The organism is Rhizobium sp. Leaf384, assembly GCF_001424065.1.
Taxonomy (GTDB): Bacteria; Pseudomonadota; Alphaproteobacteria; order Rhizobiales; family Rhizobiaceae; genus Ferranicluibacter.
This window is the reverse complement of record NZ_LMQE01000010.1, coordinates 49,094-75,649: the sequence shown is the minus strand read 5'-3', so window position 1 is coordinate 75,649 and position 26,556 is coordinate 49,094. Positions and strand designations below refer to the sequence as shown.

Genomic DNA, 26,556 nt, shown 5'->3' with positions numbered 1-26,556 from the left:
CCGGCCGCCGCATCCGTCGGCGAACCGTTGATCTGCAGAACGCCGGCACCCTCGGCAACGCCGCTCTTCTTCAGATGGGCGACGAGCGACTGAGCGATCGCATGGCCGATGCCTTCATTGTCGAAGGACACGTAGTAATTCGCGGCCTTGGCCGGAATCGGCCGATCATAGGCGATGACCTTGACGTCCTGCGACTGGGCAATTTCGACAAGCGCGGCCGCCGCTGCCGAATCCACGGGGTCGAGAACGACAACCTTGGCACCCTGCGCGATGACGGAGTTGAACTGCTGCTGCTGCAGCGCCGTGTCGCCATTGGCATTCTGGTAGATCACGGTACAGTCGGCGCAGAGTTTGGCCATCTCGGCCTTGAAGCCGGGATAATCGTGGTTCTCGTAGCGCGTCGAGGCCTGGTCCGGCATCAGGAACGCGACGGTCGCGGCCTCCTGTGCGAAGGCAGAGCCTGAAAGCATGGCAGCGACAGTCGTCGACAGCAGCATTGTGGAATAAAAAGTCATAGTCTCCTCCGTTGATTTTCTGGGCCACCGAAGACCCGCACTTCTCCGCTCTTCGATCGGCCGCATGGCTTCGCTCGAACGAAAGCATCCAGCCTGAAGGTCGTAAAGTTCGTGCGCTCTCCCAGCCAACCCTCCAGTCGGCACTTCATCGGTTGTGCAAGTCTGCTCAATCGATGAAGCATGTTTGTCATGGGATGGTTTTGCTGTCAAGGTGGGTTTGAATGGAGCCAGGCGTGAATCAGGAAAAATCCGCGAAGAAGACCACGATCTACGATCTGGCGGAGCTTGCCGGGACGTCGGCCAGCGCCGTCAGTGCGGTCCTCAACGGAACATGGAAGAAGCGTCGGATCAGTGCCAAGCTGGCCGAGCGCATCACCACACTGGCNCGTGCCGAAATACGACAATCGGTATTTCGGCTCGATCGTCGAGACCTTCGAGACGATGGCGCGCGAGCGCGGGCTGTTTCCGATCATCACCTGCACGCGCCGCGATCCCGAACTGGAGGTGGAGGCGGCGCGGACCATGCTGTCCTACCAGGTCGAATGGCTCGTTTCGACGGGCGCGACCGATCCGGACCGCATCAGCGACCTGTGTACGGCCGCAGGCGTCGGCAGTCTCAACCTCGATCTGCCCGGCACCAAGGCGCCCTCGATCATCTCGGACAATTTCTCCGGCGCGCGCGAACTGACCCGCCGGATACTTCTGAACAGCCGCGCGCGGCTGGGCGAAGCGAGACCCTTGCTGTTCATCGGAGGACGCGCGCGCGATCACAACACGTCTGAGCGAATTCGCGGATTTCGCTCGGCCCATGCGGATATCGAAGTGCCAGTCGAGGAACATCATATCCTAGCTAGCGGGTACGCTCCGGAAAAGGCCGCGGCTTCGCTTGCTCTGTTGGCTGCCCAGGAAGGTTCTGTTCCCGAGGGAATGTTCGTGAACTCCACCATATCGCTGGAAGGCGTCATGCGCTGGATAAAACAATCCGGCCGATATGCGCACCGTAAACCGGTGATCGGATGTTTCGACTGGGATCCCTTCGCAGCGCTTCTGGGCGACGATGTCGAGATGGTACGCCAAGATGTTCAGCGGATGCTCGACGCTGTATTCGCCATCATCGACAACGGTTCCGCTGACAAAGCGTTGATTGAAATACCTGCGATCTTCCGCGAAAACTTCATCGCGTGATACGGACATATGTTTTATGACCGCCACCTTCTGTCGACGACCGTCATGGAAAAACCGCATGTGTCTCCGGCGTGTCGGTTCAGGATGACACCCGACACTCTCAGGAAAATAGCCGTCACCAGGTTCCAGGCAGCGTGATCAAGACGGTTTCGATCGAATACTCGTGTTTCCCCATACGATCGGCCGTTTCAGGCAATGTTGCCGCGCACCCCGATATACCACGGTCGAAGTGGCGACGCGCGGCTCGGCTTGGTGGAGACGTGCGCTCCGCCGTCGCCAGCCGAAGACGGGAAAACGGGGAGTTGGGAGGTCCCTGGGCTACTTCAGCGTTCCACGTGCCCGAGAAGGGTCAACGTGTCGGGTCGGATCGAGATAGCGAGATGGAAGCAAACGTCTGTTGCCGAGTACGCCGTTCAATATCAGGCGGGAGCGTGCTTAAGAAGGAGAACGACGCGTGTGGTCTAGAACTAAAAAGCCGCTGGGCTGAGGAGACGCGATTCACACCGGGCCGGACAGCGGACTGACAGACGACATCTCATAAGACGGAGTCGATTTCACCGATCCTTCGTGATTTGAACGCTCATTATCCTGCGAGGCCATCATGTTGCGTATTCTACGAGATAACGGCCTGACTATCGTCCTGATGACCCTCTCCATCTTTACGATCATCGGAATGTTCTTCACCGGGTTCGCGGTGTACAGCGAGGATTTGGCCACCCACGGCGCAGTCCCGCTTACCATGGCCGCGTATGCGGTCTCCGGACACTTTTTGTCCGCCGTCTTCGAGAACTGGGAAAGCGAGTTCCTTCAGATGTCGGCCTACGTGGTCCTGACCGCGTTCCTCTTCCAGCGGGGATCGGCGGAATCGAAGGATCCGGACGAACCCGCTGCCCATGATGAGGAACGGAGTCCGGAACTCGGACGCAGCGAAAGGAACCCGCCGTGGCCCGTGCGCGCCGGCGGCATGGCGGAAGCCTTTTACCGCTATTCGCTAGGTATCGCGCTTGCGGTGATCTTCGTCCTGAGCTTCCTACTCCATTTGGGATACAGCGCCGAGGATGCCAGTGCGGAAGCCATCATGCATGGCAGTCCACCGGTATCGCTCCTCCAGCATCTGGGGAGCGCGCAGTTCTGGTTCGAGTCCCTGCAAAACTGGCAGTCGGAGTTCCTATCCACTGCTGTCCTCGTCGTTCTGTCGATCTTTCTCCGGTTCAAGGGATCGCCGGAATCCAAACCCGTGTCAGCGCCTCACTCCGAGACTGGAAGCTGAAAAATACGGGCAGCTCACCTCAGTCGTGGAATCAGGGGCCGAGGTAGCCGCATTCAACCCGCAATTTGGGAAGGTCTGGGGAAGAGCGACGTGTGGCCGTGACGCGCTGGCAGCGGCCGATGTCCGAATAGCTGGTCATGGCCGCCAGACGATGGAACTCCCCGGAGCTCCGGTCATAGTGCCGCATCTGCTCCCGACCATCGTCCCAAGGGCGCCGGCTATCCTGCTTCATGCTGCTGCGGGGAGAAAGGGAGCAGGGCTCTATCGCGTCGCGTGGCTTGGGCATCGCCTTGGATGCGGCCAAGCGCCGTGGACCGGAGTTCATCCTTATCCAGAGAAGGATTGGCAGCCGTTGGCCTAGACGGATTTTGTGGGCTCCCCGGTCGACGTCAGCAATCGCATCTGGCGGTCGAGCGCATCGGCTTTCTCGTCGGCTCTCGTATCGGTACACGCCATCACCAACCCTGCTATTCCCAGATCGGGATGTCAGATGTTGGTTTGGCGCGGACCTGAGAAGAGAGCGATCCCCGTATGCGAGGCACTCGGTATCGGCTTCCTCAACGACGCGATCAACGCGCGGACCTGCTTGATCTCGGAGATATCCGCGGCTCAGGAGGCCGCTTCGCGACCGAAAATCTTCCCAGCACCCTCGCGCTCGTTGAGCCGATGACGACCTGGCCTGACCGCTGCCAGGCCCGGCCCTGCCAGATCGCACTGGCTTGGCTGCCGTTCCAGAAACCGTTCATCGTGCCGATCCAGGGGCCACACAAATTTCCCACGTGATCGAAACATCGGCGCGCCGACCGTCAGCTTCTCGTCCCTCGGAACTCGCGGAGCTGAACGAAGCGGGTTCGGCGATCGAGATCTAGGGGCCAAGATTTCCCGACGAGCTCCAGGTGTTCTCGGTCGTGGAAGCGCATGCCAGAACCTGATGGTCGTGTTTGCGGCATCGACACCGGTCGAGTCGACCTGGGCGCGACTCCAACCCCGGACGGGGCCTTTGCGAGGCCCGGCACTTCACGCGCAGGGTCGCCGCGGCGATCGCGCCCTCCAGCTCAAGGCTAGCGCGACCTTGTCTCCCGCGACCGGATCACGGCCACCTACCGGCGCCCCCTACCCGGGCAGCGGGTTCCTTGATGGAGAAGTCAGCATCGACGGGAGCAGCTTCCATGTCGTACCGGTGGGCACGCATGGCGGCATCGAGCTGCGCAACCATGAGGTGGTCGCCGATGTGGAACTGTTTGGCCTCGTCGACGGCATGCCGACGAGGCCGGTCGAACTCGAATGACGACATCTCAAGTATCCACAACTCGTACGACGGAACTTGACAACGCGGACCTGATCGAAAGTCTTGGCGAGCCGACTACTTCTTGGTGAGTGCGGCAGGCTTGTGCGCGGCCCGCTTTCCTGACTTCGAGCTTTCGACGATGACCTGCGGGGCCTCTTTCGATGCCTTCACCGTATGGCCCTCGATCTTGGTGTCCGAAGTCTGTTTCTTGACGACCTTGCCTTCGGTTTTTCCCTGGCTGGTCTTCCAGGTGACCTTGTCGCCCTTCTTTAGATTCTCGCTCATGACGGTCCCCCTCAGTCCGGGCTGACCGCTGACGGCGGTCTTGCGACGGCGACGGCTTCGGTCTTGTCGTCTCCGGCGAACTCGTTGTCGGCTTGCTGATTGACCTGGGTTACGTCTTCGGATTCCTGCTCGGTCAACTCGTGCTGTCCCTCGGCCCGCTTCCAGTGGTCGTCGTGCGAGCCCTCGGGGCGTCCTTCGTCTTCCCAGATTCTGTAGGCGCGCTCGCGCCGCTGCTGTTCTCTGTCGTCCATGGCGGTCTCCTCGGGGTTGGCCGTGGATAACTCGGTCCGCGCGTGAGTCGTTCCTGCCCTGCCGCCGGCGAATCCTTAAGGATTTCGTGATGTGATTGCCGGATGGCCAAGGCACCTTCCGACAAACGCCGATTCATCGGTCTCGATTACCGCGCCGATGCCCCTTTGCGCGGGCAGCCTCGAAGAGCGCGCGATCCCGCGCAGCCTCAGCTCCCGCTGGACCCGATGCCCGCCCGGATCGAGCCGTGTCTGGCGCGCCTCACAGGCAGCCCCCCTGAAGGACCGGAGTGGGCCTACGAGATCAAGTGGGACGGATACAGAATCGCTGTCCATGTGGAAGTCGGCGGCGAGGTCCGCGTGTTGACGCGCGGCGGCCATGACTGGACCTACCGCTTTCCGACGATCGTGAAAGCCGTGAGGGAGCTGGGCCCGGCAACGATGATCCTGGACGGAGAGGCGGTCGTGCTGGACGAACAGGGACGCAGCGATTTCAACGCCCTGGTGGGATCGCTCGGCGGTCGAGGCGGCAAGAAGGTTTCGACCGACACCGTCTTCTACGCCTTTGACCTCCTTTATCTGGACGGTCACGATATATCGATGCTCTCCCTCGAAGAAAGACGCATGCTCCTCGACCCCCTGCTTGAACATGCGTCAGGCGCGGTAAGGCTGCCGGAAATGATCGAGTCCGACGGCGCTTCCCTGTTTGCCAGCGCCGCGGAGCTTGGTCTGGAGGGAATAATCGCGAAGCGGTTGGACGTACCCTACAGGTCCGGACGCGGCGGCGAGTGGCGCAAGATAAAGTGCGTCCAGGCGGACACCTTCGTGATCATCGGTTACGAACCGTCCGCTTCGACACCCGGCGCGGTCGGCAGCCTGATCCTCGCCGGACAGAAAGGGAACGATCTGGTCCACGTCGGGAATGTCGGAACTGGTTTCTCGGATTCCGTCGCGCGCCAGCTCAGGAACCAGCTCGACGCGATCGTCACGGAGCGGCCGGCCGTCCGGGTAGAGGCCAGGTCCGCCGTCTACGTCCAGCCGATCTTGGCCGCCGAGATCGAGTATCGAGCGTGGACGGGCGACGGCAAGCTCAGGCATGCCTCGTTCAAAGGCGTCCGGGATGCCGCCGACGAAATCGCGATCTATTCGGTGGACGTCTGATCGCGAGCGGCGGGCCAATCGTTCGCGGGTTCGCCGGGTAGCGCATACCGTGCAACGCTCCGGGCGACGAGACAGTCATAGCGAGCGCCAAGCACGAGCGAGGCCTTCTTACCGATCCTGATTGATTAGAATCGAAACGACTATTCAAGACTCGAGCGGAGTAGATGGGTCGGTTCGCATCGATCTCGTCATTTTTGGATCGATATGCGTGAGCACTGACTTTTTTTCGCCTCCGTCTAATGCGATGGGGTCGTCTGGCGCAGTTCGGCAATTGACGAGCTGCCGCGCGGTCATTGATCTTTGTGGCATCTGCTACCGAAGTCCGCTGTTATCCCTAAAAGCCGGCAAGACCGCTCACTTCGAAGGCTGCTGCATAGCTCAGCAAGGTGTGGCGCCATCTCGCCAAATCGAACAAGGTTGTTAAGACCGGGAGCCATGCTGTTGCGTTAACCGGATGTCGGTCGGGCCGAGAGACATTCCGGGTCGCGCAATATTCGCCTGCTTCGGGCCATGCTACGTTCCGTTTCCGGACCGGCACAGCAGGCGGAGGCTGCGGGCTGGGGCGAAGCCGAGGTCGCGGCGGTTCTGGTGGATGTCGCGAACCGCCACATGCTGTCTCTGAACGCAAACCTGGAGGCCGAGAAAATGATCCGCGACGCGGCATCGAGGTCCACGATCAGGACGACGTGGGAGGGACTTCCTCGAGCTCGCGTTCTTCCTCGATTGCGGAGAGCTGGTTGTTCGCAGCGTCCATGACGGCCGTCAGAAACTCCACCCGCTGCCATCCGAGCGTGTGAGCTTCCTCGAGCAAAAGCTGGACGGCGAAGTCGACGGTCTGCTCCAGTTCGACCTTGCGCTCTGGGCTATCGGGCTTCGCTGTCGGCGGATCGATCATCGCTTCCCTTGTCGGTTTGTAGGAGGACGCCGCACGCAGGTTGGTTGCTCGCCTCGCTTTCGTTGCCCGCAGCGAGAATTCGCAAAACCGCTGCGTCCAGCATCTTGTCGTGTGCGATTGACAACCCGCGACCTGTCAACGGAAACCAATCCGGCCTGTGTTGGTTCCTTCTACATGAAGCGAAAAACCGACGGTTCAGCCCACTACCCCGGCACCCCTGACGGACGATATTTCGTGGTGCGCGGCCGACTTTGGCGCAAGAGCAACCCGGGTCTGGGCGACGACGAGCGGGAACGCCTCGTCAAAGAACTGATGTCCGCGCGTCGGGCGGTGCGCGATGCAAAGGGGGAAAGCTTCGCGACATCGGAGGCGCGGAAGCGGGTGGACGCTGCCAAGGTCGCACTCGGCGAACGCGGAGCGGTCTGGTGGAGCGACGGAAGTCCTAACTACAACAGGCATATGGCGAAGAACACGCCGTACGCCGACTGGTTCGCGTCGCTGAAGACGCCCGAGAAGACGTGACACCCGACTTACTCGTCCCATGGTCTCGAAGCGCGAGACACCGCCGGTGAACTTGAAGGTCGCTATGCGGCTGGTCGGCCTCGTCGGACTCGAACCCCGCGCGCACCATGACAACGCGCACGACGGACTCCCGAAAAAGCGGGACCCCGAGAGTTTTGCCGAGAACGGCCTCCAGCTCGAGTGGCGGGCATCAGACGTCCTCCCTGCCCTAGCGGCGCCTAAGGTACGGGTGGCCATGTCGCCTTGGATCGGTCCCGGCCGGACGATGGCCACCCGGACGACGAGGTCGTAAAGCGTGCGCGGCTTGAGCCTCGGCAGCATCGCCAACTGCGCCGGGAACCCGACCTGGAACGTTCTCGAGGTTTCGGCCTTGGGCTACTCCCCAGGTATCATAGACTAGGGGATCGAACGTAGGGGCGTCCGTGCGCTGGCGGTTCGTAGCGCACTTCAGGCGACTCGCGCGTTCTTCGTTCGTAAGCTCGGGAGCGGCCCCGCTGCTTGATCATCTGCCGGACCGATGCTCGCAGCCGAGGGAGGAAAGCGTCGATTTGACTCCCGCGGGTCGGCTGGCGCAGTATCCGTGAGCGCAGGACCTACGTTTGATCGCTGACGATGTCAAACTGGCGCTGCCGGCTATGTTCCCTTCTCGTAGGCCTACGTTGAACCCCATAGCTGAGCTTGGGGACCGGGAGCTTCGCTCGGTCCTCCCGGCGCCCTGAAATCGATATGGTCCGTGACGCGACAGGCTTGAGGACCGTCGGCGGACATTGTCGGTTATCGCTCCGTCGCAAAGCGGACGCAGCCCCGCCCTGAAGCCTTCGCTTGATCTGGATCAACTCGCTTCGCCGAGGCATGCGGTACGACAATGCCACGAGGATAGAGAGAATGGATCGGATCCGTACCGGAGGCGCGGCCATAGAGTTCGCGGGATCCTACTAAAACAATGCCGGCTGGACGGCATATCAAGGACTTGAGATGTACAGTAGCTACAACAGACGCAGAGCCACCCTGTCAGTGTTGGGTGGATCAATGCTGGCGGCAGGCGCTCTGGTGCCTTCGGTCGCGTCGGCCCACGTAAAATGGTTCGAGGCCTACGAGGTCGCTGCCAAGCCGGTCCCGATCGTGACCACCCTGACCTTACCCTACTTCTGGCTGGCACTTCTGCTGGTGCTCGGCTTCTTCCTGGCAACCACGTTGCTGGAGCGTCGCCAGGCAGGCAGCATGGCGATAGGCGGACTTGACGCGGTAACCGCTACCTTGCGCAACCATGCCGACCACTTCCTTCTGAGCGTGCTGGCGGCCTTCTTCGTATCCCTGTTCGCCGTCGGAGGATCATATCTGACCCCGGATCTAAAGACGCAGTCGGAACTGGTGCCGTGGGCGCAGATCGTAATCGCCGCGCTGATCCCCATGCGCCGCACGCGCCCGGTCGCCGCGGTTGCGATCGTCGTCCTGTGGCTGTTCACCTTGCGTGACTACGACCTGTTCCACCTATTCGACTATCTTGCTCTTGGCTTGGGTCTTGCGGGATACCTTCTCCTTTCCGGCATGCCCGACGGCAAGTGGCACGACCGGCGCTTCGGCGTCCTCCGCTGGGGCATCGCGCTTGCGCTGACATGGTCGAGCATGGAGAAGTTCATGTACCCGCAGTGGTTCATGCCGCTCCTTGAGGAAAAGCCGTTCCTGGCTTTCGGCATTCCGTTTCGAGCCTACACGACAATGGCGGGCGTCGCCGAGTTCACCTTGGGCTTCGGTCTCCTTTGGACCCCTTTGGTACGCCGTTTGTCCGCTGTGGCGCTCTTCACGCTGATGTTCGCCGCCGTGTACCCGTTCGGTCGCGTAGACATGATCGGCCACGCCACGATCCTGGCGTCCCTTCTCATAGTGCTTGCCGATCCCCAGCGTGCCGATGCCATGGAGATCGCGCCGGAAGGCCGTGCGGCTACCTTGTACGTGCCGGCGGGGCTGGCAATCGCGTTGGCTGTGACAATGATCTCGTACGCCGGTCTGCACAACGTCATCTACGACCGCATCGGCGGCCAGCTCGCGATATTTCTTCGGCCGGAATCAAACGCGCCAACCGCTACGACGGGTGCCGCGCCAGGCGGGTTCTGGCGAGGCAACGAGCACTATCACGGTGACGCCGGCGACAGTGTCGCGCCGGGCGCGGGGGCAGCCGCCGCGATGATCGAGCAGATGAACGCGATGCACGAAGCGAGCAGCCATTTGACCGTCACCGGAGACATCAACCACGACTTCGTCTCGCTGATGGTGCCGCACCATCAGGCGGCCGTCGAGATGGCCAGGACGTATCTCGAAAGCGGAAACGATCTGAAGCTCCGCCAACTCGCCGAGCATATCATCGCGGACCAGCAAAGCGAGATCGAGCAGATGAAGGCGTTGATGCCGGATGCCGTCGGCGGGATGCACATGCACCACTGACACCGGCGACCAGCGCGGCCTATCAGGTCGCGCTGGTCTGGCTGGGATGACGGGCGACCTGCGACAGAGGTCAGCGTGCCACGGCGCAGGAGACACCTTCGTCCAGCGGGGGACCTCGGTCGATGCCGTGGAGCGATTGCCGTAAAACATGACCCGACTTCAACGCGCGCTTCCGTTAGCGGCGTCATTCGTGAAAGGCCGAACGCGTCGCCTCTCGAGGGAGAGAGGCGGACCGCAACCGCGCCGGATCATCGAGGACTTAACTTCCGGAAACGCCCGTCTCTCGAGCGGTGTCACCGCGACGAACCTGGGACCGAAGTAATACGATCGGATCGGCGATACGACCCTTTGTTTCCCCCGTCCTGTAAGGCGCGGCCCGCGACAGGCACTCTTGGGCTATGAAACAGCAAACGTGCGACGTTAACGGACAGCGCTCATCCAAATCTCACGTCGGTCAATGGTTCGCTCGATTGCCCGGCACCCACTCCCGCAGAGAAACCTCTTACGCTTAAGCGGTATCCGTCACGGCGGAGGCCGTCGGCGTAAAGCGACCGTCCGTCGTCGGGAATGAACAGTGTCTCGAAAGGCCCACGGAAACCCTGCTCTCTTGAGCCGTGTCATTCCGACCGGCTAGGGGCCTGTCGGCGACAGTCTGTAGGTTCTGAAGAGAGATGCCAGCGTCGGCCAGGCGTTCCAGAGGGTACTTGGCATCGATGCGGCGGTAGGAAAAGGAAGTCATGAGATCGATCGACAGACGTACATCGTCGACGTAGTTATCGATGGACGTGGGGAGCCTTACTCCTGCGATGCGGGCTCGTCGATCCGTTCGACGACCGCACGCTGCTTCCGCAGCGTCACCGGGATCTGAACGTCCTCGGATGTGGCCAGGCGTCGTATCCGGATCTCTTCTACGAGAACGAGACGTTTTTCGACCACCACGATTTCTTCCACCACGGGAATGATGGTCACGTCGCCTTCGACACGCAACTGCGGAATTCGATCGACCTCTTTGCCGATCGGCTCTCTGGAGATGTCGACGGTCTCACCCGCCAACGTGGCCTGGGCGATCTCGCTCACCGTTTCCGACGAGGTTTTCACGCGTACCCGGCCTGTGACAATTCTTTGCCTGTCTATCTCGAAGGTCTCTTCTACCCGCGATATGCATATGGGCTCGTCGATGGGCATGCGTTGGCACCTCCGCTACCGCCACTAAATACGGGCGGACGGAAATGGTTCCGACCGCAAGATGCGCAAGCAAGCCTCAGATCTGAACGACCGCCCGCAGCGCCTCCTCCAGGGCGTCCAATCCGTATGGCTTGACCAGGAAGGCGGTGCGGGAAACGTCGCCCAAAGGCGGGGGCACCGACGAACCGGTGGCGAAGATGATCGCGACATCCGGCCACGTCGCGCGGACACGGGCGCACAGCTCTTCGCCAGACATGTCCGGAAGACCCAGATCGGTGATCATGACGTCGAACTGCTGCCCCTCCAGCAACAGAAGAGCCTCCTCAGCCGAACTGGCTTCGGCGACATGGTGATCCTTCTCGATGAGGATGTCGGCCGTGGACATCCTGATGAGGACCTCGTCCTCGACGAGCAGAATGCGAAGGCGATGGGTCGCATCGGCTTCGGGCTGCCGACGGATCGGACTACCCATTGTAGGCGGCTCCGGCTGCCGTCTGTCGTCGAGGACCTGCCTGATTTTCCTTGCCAGCTGCTCGCGGCTATAAGGCTTTGACAGAAGCTGGACGCCGGCGTCGAGCCGACCGCCGTGGACTATGGAATTTTCGGTGTAGCCGGACGTGAAGAGCACGCCGATGTCACGGATACGATCCTTCGCCTTACGGGCAAGATCCGCGCTTTTGAGAGGACCCGGCATCACGACGTCGGTGAACAGGAGATCGATCGCGACCCCGCTTTCGATGATCGACAGAGCCGCTGCAGCGTCCGGTGCCTTCAGGACGCGGTATCCGAGTTCCTGAAGCATCTCCACGACGGTGGAACGCACGCCTTCGTCGTCTTCCGCCACCAGGACAGTTTCGTGTCCGCCCTCGACCGGAATATTGGCCTGTTCCAGACGAAGGTCCTCCAGTTGTGTCGACCGCGGGAGGTACATCCTGACCGTCGTCCCTTGGCCTATCTCGCTGTAGAGCTTCACATGGCCGCCGCTTTGCTTGACGAAGCCGTAGACCATCGAAAGTCCGAGGCCCGTTCCCTTGCCCTCCGGCTTTGTCGAGAAGAACGGCTCGAACACCTTCTCCATGACCTCCGCCCCCATGCCGCTTCCCGTGTCCGTCACGGAAACGACCACATACTGTCCGGCTTCCACCTCGTCGTGGCGGAGCGCGTAGGCGTCGTCGAGGAATGCGTTGCCGACCTCGATGGTGAGCCTGCCATAGCCTTCCATGGCATCGCGGGCGTTGATCGCGAGGTTGAGAAGGGCGTTCTCGATCTGCATGGGATCGACGAGAGTGTTCCAGAGCCCGCCGGACACGACCGTTTCGACTTCGATGCCCTCGCCGATCGTCCTGCGAAGCATGTCGTCCATGCCGCGTACCAGGCGCCCGACGTTGAGAACTCGGGGATCCAGAGCCTGTCGACGGCCGAACGCCAGAAGCTGGGACGCGAGCTTTGAACCGCGGTTCACGCCTTCAAGAGCGTTCGAAACACGCTTCTGCGCGCGCTCGTTTCCGACGATGTCCTTTCCCAGAAGCTGCAGGTTTCCGGCGACGACCTGGAGGAGATTGTTGAAATCGTGGGCCACACCGCCGGTGAGATTGCCGATCGCCTCCATCTTCTGGGCCTGCTGCAGGGCGAGTTCCGTTTTTCGAAGTGCCGTAGCCGCCTCCTGCTCCTGGGTGACATCGCGACCGACCGCGTGAATATAGCTATCGTCGGGGACTGCGGTCCACGAAATGGTCCTGTAGCTTCCGTCCCTGCACTGGTAGCGGTTGACGAAGGCAAACGTCGTCGCTCCGCTGCCGAGCTTCGCCACCTCGTCCAGTGTCGCCCGGAGATCGTCCGGATGGATGAGACGGGTGAACGAAGTATTCAGAAGCTCTTCCGGCAACCATCCAAGCAGCGATGTCCAAGCGGGGTTGATGGACAGGATATTGGCCTGGAAGTCGGCGACGAGCATGATATCCGTCGACAGCCGCCACATTCGGTCCCGGTCGGCCGTGCGTTCGGCTACCCTCTGCTCAAGGGTCTCGTTGAGCTCGGAAACGTGTTCCAGCGTCGCGCGCTGTTCCTCTATGTCGGTATTGGTGCCGATCCAAAGTACGACCGCGCCGGTCTCGTCCTTGATCGGGATGCCGCGCGCGATATGCCAGCGATACGCGCCGTTGCGGTCTCGGAGGCGGAACTCGGTCTCGTAGGGATTTCCGGTGGACAGCGACGATGTCCACTTCTCGACCGCCGGCTCCAGGTCCTCGGGGTGCACCATCCCGACCCAGGCGTCTCCGTTCAGCTCCCCTTCCGAATGACCCGAATATTCGTAGACACGGCTGTTGAACCAGTCGAGCTTCCCGTCTGGACCTGCGGTCCAGACATGGTTGGGCATCGCTTGGGTCAATGCCCTGAACCGCGCCTCGCTTTCCCGGAGGGCGCGTTGGGACCGCCGACGTTCGGTGACGTCCTGAACGACGCCGACGAAGCGGACCGGCACTCCCTGGTCGTCGTACTCGAACTCGCCGCGCCGTGCGATGAAGCGTTTTTCCCCGGTATCCGCCCGACGGATCCGGTATTCGACGTTGAGGGGAGCGGTTCCACTTCGTCGCGTTTCGGGGTTCGAGGCGACAGACTGGTCGTCGTCGACGACCAGAGCCTGGATCATGTCGATCGGTATCGTGTCGACGACATCCAGACCGTAGATCTTGCAGAACTCGGGGGTCGGAGCGAGAACGTTGCTCGTCAGGTCGAGTGCGAAGACGCCGACACCGCCGGCCACCTGCGCCCGTCGCAGGCGTGCCTGCGCGTCTATGAGTGCCTGGTCGGCAAGATGCTCCTGCGTCCGGTCGCGGAGAATCTTGACGAAGCCGATGGCGGTGCCCGAGTTGTCGAGCAGCGGTCGGATCTCTCCGCTTGCCCAGAAACGCCGGCCGTCTTTGCGGACGTGCCATCGGTCATGGTGGGCCGATCCGTTCTCGAGCGCGGCCCGGATAGCCTCGTCCGCCTTTCCGGCCGCCTTGTCTTGCGGGTTGAACAGCATTTCCCAATGGCTGCCGACAACCTCGTCCGCCGTCCAGCCGAACGTCAGCCGCGCCCCGTCGTTCCAGCGCACGATACATCCGTCGAGGTCGAGCGCTATGATGGCGTAGTCGACGGCGCTGTCGATGATCTGCCGGCTATGCTCTTCACTTGCCCGCAGCGCCTTCTCCGCCATGACCCGGTCCGTAACGTCGGACCCCTGGGCGAAAACGCCGACGATCCGGTCGTCGGGATCGCGGATAGGCTGGTAGACGAGGTCGATGAACCTTTCCCGAGATTCGCCTTCCGTCCCGTTTTTGAAAACGATGGGCACGGCGGTTCCGACGTGCGCCTCGCCCGAGGCGTAGACGCGGTCCAGAAGCTCGAAAAATCCCTGCCCCACGAGATCCGGGTAGGCCTCACGCGCGGTCTTGCCCAGCACGTCCCTGTTCCCGACCAGGTTTAGGTAGGCCTGATTGACGAGATCGAAGACGTGCTCGGGCCCGTATAGCATCGCGATGAAGCCCGGAGCATTCTCGAACATGTACCGCAGCCGCTCGCGCTCGCTCGACCGCCAGCGTTCGGCCTCCACGCGCTCGGTGACCTCGTGTACGATCGCGAGTACGCCGATCGGTATGCCCGCTTCGTCGAGAACCGGCGAATAGTCGAGGTCGAGCAGTACCTGCTGCGGATACCCCTTCCGATGGAGGGTCAACTCCTGCTGCCGGTAGCTCAGGGTGCGTCCGGCGAGGCCGACACGCATGACATTGTCGTTGAAGTCCGCGACTTCCTTCCAGCCTTCACGGACATTGGTACCGAGAAGTTCGGGGTGCCGGGCGCCTGCGAACTGCGCATAGGCGTCGTTGTAGACCATCACGCCTGCTTCGCCCCATAGGGTCACCATGGGGACGTTTGAATTGAGGATAAGCGATACAGTGGAGCGAATTGTCGACGGCCATGTATCAAGCGGGCCGAGCGGAGTGCGGTGCCACGGATACGTGGCAATCAGCCTGGCCAGTTCGTTGTCGGCGACATTAGTCGGGAAAGTGGAGGTCATTGCACCAGTCGGGTTCGAGCACGTGCGCTAGTTAGCACAGCTCTTCAACTCTTTCAGCAGCTCTTTGCGTTGCCCAGGCAAGGACAACGCAACGCGCATGACGTCCGGAACCCGTATCTCCTCGTGAGGTACAGCGGGAAGTGCTTGGCCTGAAAGCCAGGGCCCAAGCCGGGCAGCTTGCTCATTGAGAACAGGTTATCCTTTCGACTAAGGCTCTCGTGGTCGCGACGATCAACGAAGAAGACCTGGATTGTCAGACAAAGACTAAGCGTCTGCAGGCATAAGACGAGAAAACTGCGCTGGTAACAGCCGACCGAAGTCTCAGGACGCGCTCTCGAAAGGATAAATTCGCCGTTCCTCTACCGCGCGGGTTTCGAATCCGCTTTTAATGTCCGGGAATCTATTGAGTCAGACAATTGCGTTCTTCCATTCAAGTCGACGGCCATTCGTTACCCGTAATGAGCCGACCGATGTCGTAGGCGCGTTCCAAGCCGTCCTTTGTACTCGATGGATCAATCGGCAACAGAAGGTCTAGACCGCTTGTCTGCATACCGCAGAAGCCAAAGATGCCCTGGACGATCTGCACGTTCAACGCACTGAGGTAGCCGCGGCGCTCATAGGTACCGCGATCCGCGCCACCGATCGCGACGACATGCCCTTTCATCCGTCCAAGCAGACGTGTCATCCCGTTGTCGGGCCCCTCGATAAAGGCCCAACCGTGAACGAAGACGCGGTCGATCCAGCCCTTCATGAGCGCTGGCATGGACCACCAGTAGACCGGGAATACGAGCACGAGGGCTTCGGCTCGATCGACCCGTCTCTGCTCCTTTAGAACGTCGGCAGGCGTCGCGCCGCGACCGTGGAAAAGGTCGTTGTCGGGGCCCACGAACCGCGGGTCGAATGCGCTCGAAGCAAGATTGAGGATCTCGTGCGTGGTGTCCGGAACGCTCTCGATCCCATCTACCAGCCGAGTGATCGCGGCATGGGTATATGACGCCAGGTCTGGATGGGCTGTAACGATCAAGATATGCATGTCCGATCCTTGCCGATTGCGTTGGTGAAGGTTCGTACTGTCACAGATCGATTATGGCGCCTTCGGTGCGCAACTGACTGATGTACCAGTCGGTGTCCATCAGTTGCTCCGGAAAATAGAGGCCAGATGGGAAGGCGGCCTTCGCTTCCAGGCCGAGAACCGTTGAGAGTGCTAGCGCAACGCTGAGTCCCGTAAGCGCAGCCTGACCCTTGTTAAACTCGAGGGTGAGACGCCGGTACGAGTTGCCGTACGCCTCCCCTTCGATCTCGACTATCAGTTCGGTAGCAATATCCTGTCCCCTTCGCCGGCTGGACGAGTCAGCCATTACAAGATCGAACCGAACCGAACGCGCCCGGGTCATCGCCTGTAAGCTTGCGATGTCGTAGGGCGAGAAGGCACTTGCCATCAGACGTCGGCCGTCAAGCACCTCAATTTCCCGCGTGGCCGCTGGCCCCCTCAGCCAGACGCGACGCCCGTGCTTGAAGGCCCAGACACCAGATCCGCCTTCAGACCCGCGCTCCATATCGGCCATGGCAGCGGGACCTGTCGGGTCAAGCTCGTCGATCAGCGCCCCCACGGATATTGAGTGGATGACATTCATGCTTCCCATTGCAGCCTGCGTCAGGAATACGGCCGGCCCACCGTGCCAATGACTGGCAAGCACAACCGGACTGGCATCCGGACGACGAATGAAGTGTGCCATCTCCGCGCCGACTTCGACCAGCCAGTTGCCCATGTTGAGGTAGGGAATGCGCAGGTCCTGGGCATATGCAAAACCGTTCAGCCCATCGTCCGGAGCCATCATAACGACTGCGCCCACATGACCGTTTTCGCCCAACCCCAGTTTTGGCCGGTCGATGTCGATCCGGACGGCAGCGGCATCTCCAACCTCTTCCGCCAGAGATTGGGCCCGCTTCATGTCGCGCGCCCCTATCAAGACGGGCACCCGGGGATGGCGCTTGCGGAATGCTTTGATCGCTTCGCGACCGACGATACCGGTTCCCCCGGCAAACAGAATTGGAGCTTCCATACCGATTACCTCGTTACAAAATGCGTCCTGCAGGGGCGCAAGTGCGTGTCCGCGACTGAATGCAAATACGCGGTGGTTTCTGGATTGAGTGTGTATCAGTGGGTCGGATAATGGCGATGCAACCAGTCAACGGCTAACCGGTTTACCTCGTCGGGCTTTTCCTCCGGCGTCCAGTGCCATGCATCCGCGATAACATGCGTCTCAAGCTCCGGAACGTGATCATGCATTCCCTCGGTCATGCTCGGACGCAAAACGACATCGTGTTCGGCCGTGATCATCAAGGCGGGGACGCGGACCTTCTGATCAACCGCCAGTCCGGCCTTCCAATCCCGCGAGATGTTCCGATACCAGTTGATTGCGGGAGTGAAACCTGTCCGGATGAAGTTGCGCTCGTAGACATCCAGTTCCTCCGCATCGAGCACGTCCTTACCCGGCAGCTCTGGAGGGATTGGCTTGCCGTAGTACTCCATGTTGACGACGAATGGAGGCAGATCGCCCCACTGTGACGAGCGCATCAAGTCTTTGCGGTAGACGGAGCGAATGGTTGCGCGAGGGTTTGCGTTCATAGCTTTGTCTGCCCTGTTGCCGTCCTGGAACATAAGGACGTACATGTCCGAGCTGTAAACCTTGCGCATTTGTGCGATTGGATCGGCCTTTGGGTCGGCAACGAAGGTCCGGCCCTTTGCCAGCGCAGGCTTCACGATTTCCGGATGGAGCCACAGCCCCCAATGCGGCACATGCGGCGTGTTGAGCGAAACCACTCCCGCTACCCGGTCGCGATGAAGAAGCGCCATTTGCCAAGCCAGCAGACCACCCCAATCGTGGCCCATGAACACCGCCTCACGCACATCGAGACGGTCAAGCAACCCCACGAGGTCACTTGTCAGGCTGGCGACATCGTAGGCTTCGACATCGGCCGGAGCGTCACTCGCGCCGTAGCCGCGAAGGTCGGGCACGATCACCCGGTAGCCTGCCGCAACCAGCGCAGGGATCTGGTGCCGCCAGGTGTAGGCGAGGCCCGGAAAGCCATGCAGGAGGACGACGGTTGGCCCCGATCCAGCCTCGTAGACATTTAGGTTGATACCGTTGGTGGAGACGAGAGCGGAGGGCGGCATCGGCGGCGCCTCAGCCCATGTTGGGGTGGCGGCGCCAAGAGTTAAAGCCGCAAGGCCCGCAAGAAGAATTCGACGCGTGAACAACATGTAGGATCTCCCTCGGATGAACGCAGCGAGAGCTTCCGCTGCGCCGCCCATCGTGATACTGTTAGTAGGTTACTATTCGTAAGTTCTATGTATGTCAAGCGGGGAGGATCGGAAATGTCCAGGAAACTGCCAAGGGCTGATCGCCGAGCCCAGCTCTTAAACGTCGCGTCCGACATCGTGCGCGAGCAGGGCACAGATGCCTTGACACTCGGAGGGCTCGCCGAACGGGCTGGGGTGAGCAAGCCGATTGCCTATGATCATTTCGAGACGCGGTCAGGTCTCATGATGGCGCTCTACAAAGAAGCGATGGACCGCCAGGTTGAAGCCCTAGCGGTAGCGCTGCAGGACACGCCATGCGAACCTGATCAGGTCGCAAGGGTTCTCGCGACTGCATACATTGAATGTGCAGTCACGATCGGCCCAGAATGGCACGCGATCGGCGCAGCATTGAAAGGTGACGCGATGATGGATGCGTACCATCGCGAAATGAGGGACGACCATGCGGTTTTCTATGCTGACGCTATCATACCGCTGTCTAAACTAGATTCGATAACCGTGCGGCGCCGCTGTGTCGGCTTGATCGGAGCTATGGAAGCAGCATCGAACGAGGTGATGGCAGGACGCATCGGTCTGAAGGACGCGGTCGACGACATTGCCTTTCTGATCGTAAGCTGGCTTATCTCGGGACGATGAAATGCTTAAGTCAAAAGCACATTCATAGTGGATCAACGTAAACTGCGCAGCTTCCCTCCCCTGATTGGCGTGAAAGGCTTTGAACTGCGCCGGTTTTGCCGGAGGCCATTTCGGTTAAGTTATGCGGCCATGGCTGGTTCGTCCAACATGGCGTAGTAGCGTTCCTCGGCTTCGGCTGGCGGTATGTTTCCGATGGGCTCCAGAAGGCGTCGGTGGTTGAACCAGTCGACCCATTCCAGGGTAGCGAACTCGACCGCTTCCAAGCTCCTCCATGGTCCACGGCGATGAATGACCTCGGCCTTGTAAAGACCGTTGATCGTTTCTGCGAGGGCGTTGTCGTAACTGTCGCCGACACTTCCGACAGATGACTCTATACCAGCTTCTGCCAATCGCTCGGAATACCGAATGGACACGTAATGAACGCCGCGATCCGAGTGATGCACGAGGCCGCTGCCATGAGCGGGACGCCGATCATGAAGTGCCTGCTCCAGCGCATCGAGGACGAAGCTCGCATGTGCTGTCCGGCTTGCCCGCAAGCCGACGATGCGACGAGCGAAGACGTCAATGACAAAGGCCACGTAGACGAAACCCTGCCAGGTGGCGACATATGTGAAATCTGAAACCCACGGCCTGTTTGGTGCTGGGGCTTTAAACTGGCGGTTCACCCGGTCAAGCGGGCTCGGAGCCGTCTTGTCCGAGAACGTCGTGCGGATCGGCTTTCCCCGAATGATGCCCTGCAGGCTCATTGACCTCATAAGCCTGCCGACACTGCAGCGGGCGACGTCAAAGCCTTCATGCTGCAATTGCCGCCAGACCTTGCGAACGCCATAGACGCGGAAGTTCTGTTCGAAGACACGCCGTATCTCGATCTTCAGGCCGATATCGCTGCGGGCGCGGATCGACAGGCGATCCACGTCCAGACGTTTGGCGACATTCTCGTAGTAGTTTGATGGGGCGATCGGCAGCAGTCTGCAGATCGGCTCGACCCCGAACACACCCCGGTGTTCGTCGATGAAAGAAATCATCGCTCGAAGGGGCGGTCGAGCTCCGCCATGGCGAAATAGGCCGAAGCTTTGCGCAAAATCTCGGTGGCCTGACGAAGCTCACGGTTCTCCCGCTCGAGAGCCTTCATCTTCTCGGCGATATCGCTCGGCAGGCCTGCTCTTTTGCCACTATCGACCTCGGTCTTCTTAACCCATTCGTGCAGCGTGGCTGGCCAGCAGCAAATCTCGGCAGCGATAGATCAAACGGCAGCCCAGCGTGATGGATGCTCGACCTCGTGGTCTAGCACCATACGCATGGCACGCTGACGGACTTCAGGTAAAAACTTGTTCGTTGTCCTGCTCATGGTGGCTCCACTTTTTCAGAAGTTGGAGCCTCCGGCAAACCCGGTTCGGCTCAAGGCATCGGAACATGTGTGCTGTCAAAGAGTTGTCCGGGATTCACAACACTGTGATCATCAGGAGAACCCGCCATGACGACACCAATTTCCACCAATCTATCATACGACAATCTGCGTAGTGTCGACCCAGGCGTAACAGCTGGATTCCACAAGGTGTCTTGGGGATCGGTTTTCGCTGGTGTTGTCATCGCGCTTGCCGTTCAATTCCTGTTAAACCTCCTTGGTGTCGGCATTGGTGCCGCAGTGCTTGATCCCGCGATGTCCGACAATCCTGCTGCCGGGACTTTCTCGATCGCTGGCGGCATTTGGTTCGTCGTCGCTGGTATCATTTCAGCCTTTATTGGCGGGTACGTCGCCAGCCGCCTGTCCGGACGTCCGAGCAACTCGACAGGCGGCTATCATGGCCTCACGTCTTGGGCTGTTACTACTCTTGTCGTGCTGTATCTGCTGACGACATCGGTCGGCGCCGTCATCGGAGGTGCGTTCAGCGGCCTGACGAGCGTCATCGGAGGCGTTGGCCAGACCGCTGCAACGGCCGCAGGTGTTGCTGCGCCTTCGATTGCAAACTCCGCCAATCCGATGGCTGGCATCGAGCAGCAGGTCCGTACCTCGACCGGGAGCGATCCTAAGGCTCTTCAGGACGCTGCTGTTTCAGCCGTCCAAGCCGTGATGACCGGTGATGAAGCGACTGCGGAAGATGCCCGCGTCCGTGCGGCGGAAGCGGTTGCCCGCGCGCAGAACATTCCGGTCGAGCAGGCCCGGACACAAGTCGACCAGTATGAAAAGACCTACCGCGAGAACATGGCCGCGGCCAAGCAGAAAGCCATTGACGCAGCGCAGACTGCCACGGCAGCCGTTTCTGCTGGAGCCATCCTCGCCTTCATAGCCCTGGTCCTTGGCGCGATCGCGTCCTGGTTCGGCGGCACGACCGGTACAAAGCATAGCGGCTTCGTGGAAACGGAAACCACGCGCCGGACCATCTAAAATCCGACCGGAATTGTCCGCGTCCGTAATATCCCAATGGAGATTTCCAACATGGCTTCTACCAAGACCCTCGACGAGCTCTTCCACGACACTCTCAAGGACGTCTACTTCGCCGAGCGCAAGATCGTCGAGACGCTTCCGAAGATGCACGAGGCCGCCACGAACGGTCAGCTAAAAGCTGCCTTTGAGAAACACCTGTCTGAAACGCAGGTCCACGTTGAACGCCTGGAACAGGTATTCAAGATCATCGGCAAGACCCCGGAACCCAAGACCTGCGATGCTATCCTCGGCATCACGGACGAAGGTGCCGAGATCATGGAAGAGTACGAGGGGTCGCCGGCTCTCGACGCTGGACTGCTGGCGGCCGCGCAGGCCGTCGAGCATTATGAGATGTCGCGTTACGGCACCCTTCGCACGTGGGCGCTGGAACTCGGATTGAACGATGCCGCCGGCCTGTTGCAGACCACGCTTGATGAGGAGCAGTCCACCGACCTTACGCTGACATCGATTGCGACCTCGGTCGTAAATCAAAACGCCGAGCGCTGAACGCTGGATTTTTTATGCGCGATGAAGGTAGGGCCGCTCGAGCGGCCCTACCTCAATGATGGTATGGACTTCGAGTTGAAGCTTGCCGGAAACCTCTCGGAGATCAATGCTCTGAGGGGTTTCCCCTTTTGAAACCTGAAGCAAGCCAGAGACCGCGTCTGCGGAAATGACTTAACACGCCGAGGAGACGCTCTAATGCGAACCTGTGGGTGACGGACATAGAGTGCATGGAATGACTGACAGGGGACGGGAGGAGCGGCACATGACGTCAGCCGGCTTGTGGAGACCTTCATCTGCTTGTGTGTCAAGGACACCGAGGAGCTTCAGCTTTAGCTGTAAGAAGCTGCCTCTTGCCCTCGCGAGCTTGTATGCAGGAGCGATAGGGTGGTCGATAATGTCGCTCAGTTGACTGACGACGATCTTGGCTGCCCGTTGAAGAAGTTTGTTCGGTGACGAGCGAGACAGAGTCTGCGCGAAGTCGTACATTTGACGATAGCTTGTGATGGTCTCAGCCTGCTTCAGCCAAGACGCGTATATGTCACTCACGGCCTGCTCCCTTGCCTAACCACTGGCCGATACCTAGAATTGCGAGATTGGTTTGCGATGCTCCTTCCTGACCGTGATTAACGATGCATTAACGTCCGACGCGGATCGGAGGCCATTCGGGAAACGCGCATATCAATGCCGCATCGTTCAGCAGCCCCGCACTGTGTGTAAGTAAACCGCCTTGTTATGGCGAATGCTGACTCGTGTTCGGCGCGGTTTTCCAGTAACCGCAACACCGTCCAAGCCCCCCGCGCACCAGCGCGCTATCGTCAGTTCGTTTTGAAACGAGCGAGCGGGTTCTGTCCGTCTGACGATTCACAGCGCACGATGCCGCACTAGATGGTTCTAGCTTCACGCGTCTTCGGTCTCATTCGACAATGCTTTACCGCTGATTAACCATGGCCGGTCAGAATACAAAACCTACTGGAGAAATTTCTCTGATTAGGCGCGATGCATGTTTCTGCTAGATACAAACGTTCTAAGCCACGCGTCTAAGCCCGCTAAAAAACAGAATCATGTAATATCAAATTGGCTAAAAAACCAAGCTTCCATTGCGATCCCCTTCCCGGTCCTACTTGAGATTCAGCAGGGTATTATCGAGGTCGGCAAAGAACAACCGGTGAAGGCAACGGCACTGACACAATGGCTGGATCATATCCTTGAAGGGGAATACCACTACCCCGAAGCCACTCCCGCCGTCGCCCGTACACTCGCCGAAATGAACTGCTGCCGGCCCCTCAAGCATCTATGGTACGTCAACGAACAGGCCAAAGATAAAAAGCCGGGAATGGACCTCTTCATCGCCGCCATGTCCATCGTTCACGATATTCCAATCGCGACACTGGATGTTTGGGATTTCGTCTGCATCAATAAGTTCTTTCCGCTTCCGGGTCTATACGATCCATCAGGCGACACGTGGATCATCGTGAAGGGAGCGGAGGACCAGTTCCAAAGAGACATGGTGAACGCGCCAGGGCGATGAGCCGCGCTAAAGTTCGTCGTCCGTGTCAGGGCCGCCGCGCGCAAGAAGCTCCCCTACGGGTGTCCTGCCCGCGGATGGTACGAAAACCAGTTCGAACACTCCATCCGCATCGGTGATCCTTTGCGTCCCCCCGGACCTGGCTTCTTCCAACAGCAGAAGAGGCTGACTTTCGAACTCTCCCCGCGTCCAGACTCGCGCGCTGACTGACAACTTGGACCTCGCTTCTGTAAAGCCGGTTTATATCCGATTCTCGAGCAAGGGGGCAACCAAGATGAAGAACTCATCGTGGCGGGCCATCCTCTGGAACTGCCCCAGGGAGCGCTGCATAACCCTCGGCTAAGTCAACTGTCGCGCCGAACCACATCTCCGGTTCCGTTCGCCTCACGAAATCTTAACCGCACTGCCCCAGTGAAGTTGCACTGGTGTCAGGCAAGCGAGATGGCGGATGCGTGCGATAGAACTGTTCTGCGGGGCGGGCGGGTTGTCCATCGGCTTGAAACAAGCCGGTATCGAGGTGGTACATGCGGTTGATGCCTGGATCGCGGCGGTCAAGATCTACAGCGAGAACGTCGGCGCCGCCAGCATAGCCGACCTGAACGACATCAAGAAGATCGCTCCGTTTCTATTCGATCTCCGCCCGGATCTCATCGCGGGCGGTCCGCCCTGCCAAGACTACAGCTCGGCGGGAAAGCGTCTCGAAGGAGAACGTGCCGACCTCACGACCGCTTACGGAATGCTGATCAGCATTGTCCGCCCGAAATGGCTGTTGATGGAGAATGTCCCCGGCGTCCTGAATTCAAGGGCTTGGAGATACGCCAGCGCAATGCTCCGGCATGCGGGGTACGGACTAACGATACAGAAACTCGACGCGGCGAGGTACGGGGTAGGCCAGACGCGTGAACGGTTGATCGTGGTCGGCTGTTTGGACGAAGCGAACGGGTTCCTTACGGATTCGCTGATGGCTGCGGCGTTGCCGCGCCTGACGTGCGCAAGGGATATCCTTGGCCCGACGGTCGGCGACACGTTCTACGTACATCCTCGACACATGTACAAGCGACGGGTCTGGCCATCGGGCGACCCCGCCCCTACCGTTCGCTCCACTTACGCCCGCAGGATGCCGCCGGACTACGAATTGATAGCCAGCGATGCGCACAGCGAGTCTTCGCCGACCGAACTGACAAGAGATCAAGTCAGCGCTCTCCAGGGCTTCCCCGCCTGTTTTGATTGGAGCGCGGTGAGGGTATCCGACCGCGACAGGATGGTCGCGAATGCCGTTCCCGTTCCGCTCGCACGGGCGATCGGAACGGTGATCATGGATCGAGAACGCGGTGTTAGCCAACCTGTCCTGGAGCGGCAGTATACGGAATGGCTGCTAGCCCGCGGCATGGCACAAAGCACGATCGATGACATGCGCACCAAGACAAACCGGGCCAGGCGGATGCTAGGCGGCAGGATCTTCGCCGATACGGCTGTCGAGATAGCGGCTCTCGAAGGTATGACGTCGTTCAAGGAGCTACCCGTAAAAACGCAGTCAGCGCTTCGCGTGTCTCTGCGCACGCATGCGCGGTTCAGAGAGGAGTGCCTTGAGAAAAACGGCGCCCCCGGAGGAGGCATCAAGTCGCCTACCGAGCCAGTCCGCGGTCTGTCGCGCAGACCTCGAGGGTAGCCGCAATCGTAGACAGCAGGGAAGCCGCGCTTGGCGCCGTTTCAAACAGCGCCGGTACCGGTTCGCCATCGAGGGAACGGTCACCGAACTGTGCCGCCAGAAACAGCTTATCATGCTGTTCGATCAATGGAGTGCGTCGTGGGCTGGGCTCTGCATTTGCTATCCCGAGCAGCGGCGTTGGCGGTCCGCCCTGCGCCCCTTCATCGATACCGTCCGATCTGAAGTTCGATGTCGGCATATCGCATGGAGCCGAGGCGTACTTCAGCTGTGTCCCGGCCAGAGGCATTCCATGGCATCCGGTCCCCGTCCCGGCACTGCTTGCGACCGTTCACGATGGTAGCGAGCGTAGGGGTCATGTAGCGCAGCCGATCGACCGCATGTGTTTGCAGTCCTCGGTCAGTAGGGAGCATGGCTGCTGAGCGATTTCCCCCCGGCTGGATGCTTCGTCACTTTCCCGGGAACGAAGGTTCAGGGGGTTTGTTTTCCGAAACGGGTGGCGGTGTCTGGTGCTGTACAACGGCACCGATGCAAAAACGCCTCTGAGCATCCGGCTTCCCGTCATCGAAGGAGAATGGAATGGCAAGCAATGCATTGAAGGCCCTCCTGGGCATACTTGCGGTCGCAGGTTATCAGAACCGTGACAAGATCGGGGAACTTCTCAAGGGTGTCCGCAGTCCGACGCAGGGAGGTCAACCCGGTCAGCAGCCATCTTCCGACGGCGGACTGGGCGACCTGCTGGGCACCCTCACGGGTGGCGGCGGTGGTGGGCTCGGTGGCCTTGGAGGTTTGCTTGGCGGCGGACTCGGGGGCGGACTTGCGGGTGGATTGGGTGATCTGCTCCGCCAGTTTGAGGAAAAAGGGCACGGCGAAACGGCGAGATCCTGGATTCAACACGGCGAGAACAAGCCCGTCGACAATCGGCAGCTCTCGGAGGTTATCGACCATGACACCCTCGAAGACCTGTCGTCACGAACGGGTTTGTCCGCGGAGGAAATCCTGCGTCGCCTGAGCAATACGCTTCCGACCGCGGTGGACGACCTGACACCGGACGGAACACTTCCCGACGGCGACGGACAGCCGCCTAAGTCAGCATCCGCCCGATCAAACTGATCGCTCTGAACCGCAAGTCGATTGCCCGTACATACGCAGACGAGACAGTCGTCGGATCGGACCCGGAAATTGCCCTTTACTTGGCGGTCCGGAAGGGAGACAACGGAGCCGTGGCGTGGAACTCTCATAGTTTGAGAGAGGCGACGAGACGGCATCCCGTATCCCCACACAGTGCTTGCGACCGTCGCCACGACGTTGGCTGTTTGGACGATCCTATCGTCCGAGGTTGTGGCACTTGTCGAACGCACGGTGTTCTTTTGCCCCGCACGGCGTGATTGCCGTCGTGCAGACTGGCGATTGCCTTCC

At 60.3% G+C, this 26,556-nt stretch carries 21 protein-coding genes, 3 pseudogenes and 1 other annotated feature; of the genes and pseudogenes, 12 read left to right on the top strand and 12 right to left on the bottom strand.

What is annotated here, in order from left to right:
- Positions 1–515 (bottom strand): substrate-binding domain-containing protein (locus tag ASG25_RS21060; protein ID WP_156466918.1); only part of this gene is annotated, 515 nt, incomplete at its 3' end.
- A gap of 233 nt (positions 516–748) precedes the next feature.
- On the opposite strand from ASG25_RS21060, the pseudogene ASG25_RS23540 reads away from it, so the two are divergent.
- The 3 genes and pseudogenes from ASG25_RS23540 to ASG25_RS21050 all read left to right on the top strand — a co-directional run.
- Positions 749–900: pseudogene (locus ASG25_RS23540) on the top strand (LacI family DNA-binding transcriptional regulator); the annotation flags it as partial.
- Between the two features lie 2 nt (positions 901–902).
- A complete protein-coding gene (locus ASG25_RS21055; protein ID WP_348271270.1) occupies positions 903–1,700 on the top strand; it encodes a LacI family transcriptional regulator in 798 nt (265 codons plus the stop codon).
- 604 nt (positions 1,701–2,304) lie between these two features.
- Positions 2,305–2,970 carry a DUF6766 family protein gene (locus tag ASG25_RS21050; protein WP_062479267.1) on the top strand — a complete coding sequence of 222 codons (666 nt, stop codon included), beginning with the start codon at positions 2,305–2,307 and terminating at the stop codon, positions 2,968–2,970.
- Between the two features lie 1,090 nt (positions 2,971–4,060).
- On the opposite strand, the gene ASG25_RS21040 is transcribed toward ASG25_RS21050, so the two are convergent.
- The 3 genes from ASG25_RS21040 to ASG25_RS21030 form a co-directional block, all read right to left on the bottom strand.
- Positions 4,061–4,264, bottom strand: a complete 204-nt coding sequence (locus ASG25_RS21040) for a hypothetical protein (RefSeq protein ID WP_062479097.1) — start codon at positions 4,262–4,264, stop codon at positions 4,061–4,063.
- A gap of 69 nt (positions 4,265–4,333) precedes the next feature.
- The gene (locus ASG25_RS21035) at positions 4,334–4,543 is read right to left on the bottom strand and encodes a DUF2945 domain-containing protein (protein WP_062479094.1); all 210 of its coding nucleotides are present in this window, start codon (positions 4,541–4,543) and stop codon (positions 4,334–4,336) included.
- An 11-nt stretch (positions 4,544–4,554) separates the two neighbouring features.
- A complete protein-coding gene (locus tag ASG25_RS21030) occupies positions 4,555–4,794 on the bottom strand; it encodes a DUF2934 domain-containing protein (RefSeq protein WP_062479093.1) in 240 nt (79 codons plus the stop codon).
- Between the two features lie 102 nt (positions 4,795–4,896).
- On the opposite strand from ASG25_RS21030, the gene ligD reads away from it, so the two are divergent.
- Positions 4,897–5,952, top strand: a complete 1,056-nt coding sequence (gene ligD, locus ASG25_RS21025; protein ID WP_062479090.1) for a non-homologous end-joining DNA ligase — start codon at positions 4,897–4,899, stop codon at positions 5,950–5,952.
- A 676-nt stretch (positions 5,953–6,628) separates the two neighbouring features.
- Here ligD and ASG25_RS21020 read toward each other — a convergent pair.
- Positions 6,629–6,847 (bottom strand): hypothetical protein, encoded by a 219-nt coding sequence (locus tag ASG25_RS21020; protein WP_062479089.1) that lies wholly within the window; start codon positions 6,845–6,847, stop codon positions 6,629–6,631.
- A 174-nt stretch (positions 6,848–7,021) separates the two neighbouring features.
- Between ASG25_RS21020 and ASG25_RS21015 the strand changes: the two genes are divergently transcribed.
- The gene (locus tag ASG25_RS21015; protein WP_062479086.1) at positions 7,022–7,369 is read left to right on the top strand and encodes a hypothetical protein; all 348 of its coding nucleotides are present in this window, start codon (positions 7,022–7,024) and stop codon (positions 7,367–7,369) included.
- A gap of 24 nt (positions 7,370–7,393) precedes the next feature.
- Here ASG25_RS21015 and dnaE2 read toward each other — a convergent pair.
- A pseudogene (gene dnaE2, locus ASG25_RS22390) lies at positions 7,394–7,741 on the bottom strand (error-prone DNA polymerase); the annotation flags it as partial.
- Between the two features lie 657 nt (positions 7,742–8,398).
- On the opposite strand from dnaE2, the gene ASG25_RS21005 reads away from it, so the two are divergent.
- Positions 8,399–9,811, top strand: coding sequence for a DUF305 domain-containing protein (locus ASG25_RS21005; RefSeq protein ID WP_062479080.1), 1,413 nt, complete (start codon positions 8,399–8,401; stop codon positions 9,809–9,811).
- A gap of 795 nt (positions 9,812–10,606) precedes the next feature.
- On the opposite strand, the gene ASG25_RS20995 is transcribed toward ASG25_RS21005, so the two are convergent.
- The 5 genes from ASG25_RS20995 to ASG25_RS20975 form a co-directional block, all read right to left on the bottom strand.
- On the bottom strand, positions 10,607–10,996 hold the full coding sequence (locus tag ASG25_RS20995; protein WP_082480445.1) for a DUF2382 domain-containing protein: 390 nt from the start codon (positions 10,994–10,996) through the stop codon (positions 10,607–10,609).
- A gap of 76 nt (positions 10,997–11,072) precedes the next feature.
- A complete protein-coding gene (locus ASG25_RS20990; protein WP_062479070.1) occupies positions 11,073–15,056 on the bottom strand; it encodes a PAS domain S-box protein in 3,984 nt (1,327 codons plus the stop codon).
- Positions 15,057–15,486: 430 nt separating this feature from the next.
- Positions 15,487–16,089: an NAD(P)H-dependent oxidoreductase gene (locus tag ASG25_RS20985; RefSeq protein ID WP_062479068.1), complete on the bottom strand. Its 603-nt coding sequence runs from the start codon at positions 16,087–16,089 to the stop codon at positions 15,487–15,489.
- Positions 16,090–16,129: 40 nt separating this feature from the next.
- Positions 16,130–17,119, bottom strand: a complete 990-nt coding sequence (locus ASG25_RS20980) for a hypothetical protein (RefSeq protein ID WP_062479065.1) — start codon at positions 17,117–17,119, stop codon at positions 16,130–16,132.
- Positions 17,120–17,214: 95 nt separating this feature from the next.
- Positions 17,215–18,321 (bottom strand): alpha/beta hydrolase, encoded by a 1,107-nt coding sequence (locus tag ASG25_RS20975; RefSeq protein WP_062479062.1) that lies wholly within the window; start codon positions 18,319–18,321, stop codon positions 17,215–17,217.
- 114 nt (positions 18,322–18,435) lie between these two features.
- On the opposite strand from ASG25_RS20975, the gene ASG25_RS20970 reads away from it, so the two are divergent.
- Positions 18,436–19,014, top strand: a complete 579-nt coding sequence (locus tag ASG25_RS20970; RefSeq protein WP_062479059.1) for a TetR/AcrR family transcriptional regulator — start codon at positions 18,436–18,438, stop codon at positions 19,012–19,014.
- Positions 19,015–19,133: 119 nt separating this feature from the next.
- Here ASG25_RS20970 and ASG25_RS20965 read toward each other — a convergent pair.
- Positions 19,134–20,221, bottom strand: a pseudogene (locus ASG25_RS20965) (IS3 family transposase).
- Positions 19,965–20,081 (bottom strand) — a sequence feature (AL1L pseudoknot). Its footprint overlaps the pseudogene before it by 117 nt.
- Positions 20,222–20,488: 267 nt before the next feature.
- Between ASG25_RS20965 and ASG25_RS20955 the strand changes: the two are divergent.
- The 5 genes from ASG25_RS20955 to ASG25_RS22385 all read left to right on the top strand — a co-directional run bounded on the left by ASG25_RS20955 (position 20,489) and on the right by ASG25_RS22385 (position 26,250).
- Positions 20,489–21,400, top strand: a complete 912-nt coding sequence (locus tag ASG25_RS20955) for a hypothetical protein (protein ID WP_062479054.1) — start codon at positions 20,489–20,491, stop codon at positions 21,398–21,400.
- A 51-nt stretch (positions 21,401–21,451) separates the two neighbouring features.
- On the top strand, positions 21,452–21,946 hold the full coding sequence (locus tag ASG25_RS20950) for a DUF892 family protein (protein WP_062479051.1): 495 nt from the start codon (positions 21,452–21,454) through the stop codon (positions 21,944–21,946).
- 1,000 nt (positions 21,947–22,946) lie between these two features.
- Positions 22,947–23,474 (top strand): hypothetical protein, encoded by a 528-nt coding sequence (locus tag ASG25_RS20945; RefSeq protein WP_062479048.1) that lies wholly within the window; start codon positions 22,947–22,949, stop codon positions 23,472–23,474.
- A gap of 445 nt (positions 23,475–23,919) precedes the next feature.
- Positions 23,920–25,140: a DNA (cytosine-5-)-methyltransferase gene (gene dcm / locus ASG25_RS20940; protein WP_062479045.1), complete on the top strand. Its 1,221-nt coding sequence runs from the start codon at positions 23,920–23,922 to the stop codon at positions 25,138–25,140.
- 576 nt (positions 25,141–25,716) lie between these two features.
- Positions 25,717–26,250 carry a YidB family protein gene (locus ASG25_RS22385; RefSeq protein WP_082480440.1) on the top strand — a complete coding sequence of 178 codons (534 nt, stop codon included), beginning with the start codon at positions 25,717–25,719 and terminating at the stop codon, positions 26,248–26,250.
- The last annotated feature ends 306 nt before the right edge of the window (positions 26,251–26,556 follow it).

What these genes read in the sequence shown, in the direction of transcription:
- ASG25_RS21040 (WP_062479097.1), bottom strand. Translation starts at nt 4,264, where the DNA reads ATGTCGTCATTCGAGTTCGACCGGCCTCGTCGGCATGCCGTCGACGAG.
- ASG25_RS21035 (WP_062479094.1), bottom strand. Translation starts at nt 4,543, where the DNA reads ATGAGCGAGAATCTAAAGAAGGGCGACAAGGTCACCTGGAAGACCAGC.
- ASG25_RS21030 (WP_062479093.1), bottom strand. Translation starts at nt 4,794, where the DNA reads ATGGACGACAGAGAACAGCAGCGGCGCGAGCGCGCCTACAGAATCTGG.
- ligD (WP_062479090.1), top strand. Translation starts at nt 4,897, where the DNA reads ATGGCCAAGGCACCTTCCGACAAACGCCGATTCATCGGTCTCGATTAC.
- ASG25_RS21020 (WP_062479089.1), bottom strand. Translation starts at nt 6,847, where the DNA reads ATGATCGATCCGCCGACAGCGAAGCCCGATAGCCCAGAGCGCAAGGTC.
- ASG25_RS21015 (WP_062479086.1), top strand. Translation starts at nt 7,022, where the DNA reads ATGAAGCGAAAAACCGACGGTTCAGCCCACTACCCCGGCACCCCTGAC.
- ASG25_RS21005 (WP_062479080.1), top strand. Translation starts at nt 8,399, where the DNA reads ATGCTGGCGGCAGGCGCTCTGGTGCCTTCGGTCGCGTCGGCCCACGTA.
- ASG25_RS20995 (WP_082480445.1), bottom strand. Translation starts at nt 10,996, where the DNA reads ATGCCCATCGACGAGCCCATATGCATATCGCGGGTAGAAGAGACCTTC.
- ASG25_RS20990 (WP_062479070.1), bottom strand. Translation starts at nt 15,056, where the DNA reads ATGACCTCCACTTTCCCGACTAATGTCGCCGACAACGAACTGGCCAGG.
- ASG25_RS20985 (WP_062479068.1), bottom strand. Translation starts at nt 16,089, where the DNA reads ATGCATATCTTGATCGTTACAGCCCATCCAGACCTGGCGTCATATACC.
- ASG25_RS20980 (WP_062479065.1), bottom strand. Translation starts at nt 17,119, where the DNA reads ATGGAAGCTCCAATTCTGTTTGCCGGGGGAACCGGTATCGTCGGTCGC.
- ASG25_RS20975 (WP_062479062.1), bottom strand. Translation starts at nt 18,321, where the DNA reads ATGTTGTTCACGCGTCGAATTCTTCTTGCGGGCCTTGCGGCTTTAACT.
- ASG25_RS20970 (WP_062479059.1), top strand. Translation starts at nt 18,436, where the DNA reads ATGTCCAGGAAACTGCCAAGGGCTGATCGCCGAGCCCAGCTCTTAAAC.
- ASG25_RS20955 (WP_062479054.1), top strand. Translation starts at nt 20,489, where the DNA reads ATGACGACACCAATTTCCACCAATCTATCATACGACAATCTGCGTAGT.
- ASG25_RS20950 (WP_062479051.1), top strand. Translation starts at nt 21,452, where the DNA reads ATGGCTTCTACCAAGACCCTCGACGAGCTCTTCCACGACACTCTCAAG.
- ASG25_RS20945 (WP_062479048.1), top strand. Translation starts at nt 22,947, where the DNA reads ATGTTTCTGCTAGATACAAACGTTCTAAGCCACGCGTCTAAGCCCGCT.
- dcm (WP_062479045.1), top strand. Translation starts at nt 23,920, where the DNA reads ATGCGTGCGATAGAACTGTTCTGCGGGGCGGGCGGGTTGTCCATCGGC.
- ASG25_RS22385 (WP_082480440.1), top strand. Translation starts at nt 25,717, where the DNA reads ATGGCAAGCAATGCATTGAAGGCCCTCCTGGGCATACTTGCGGTCGCA.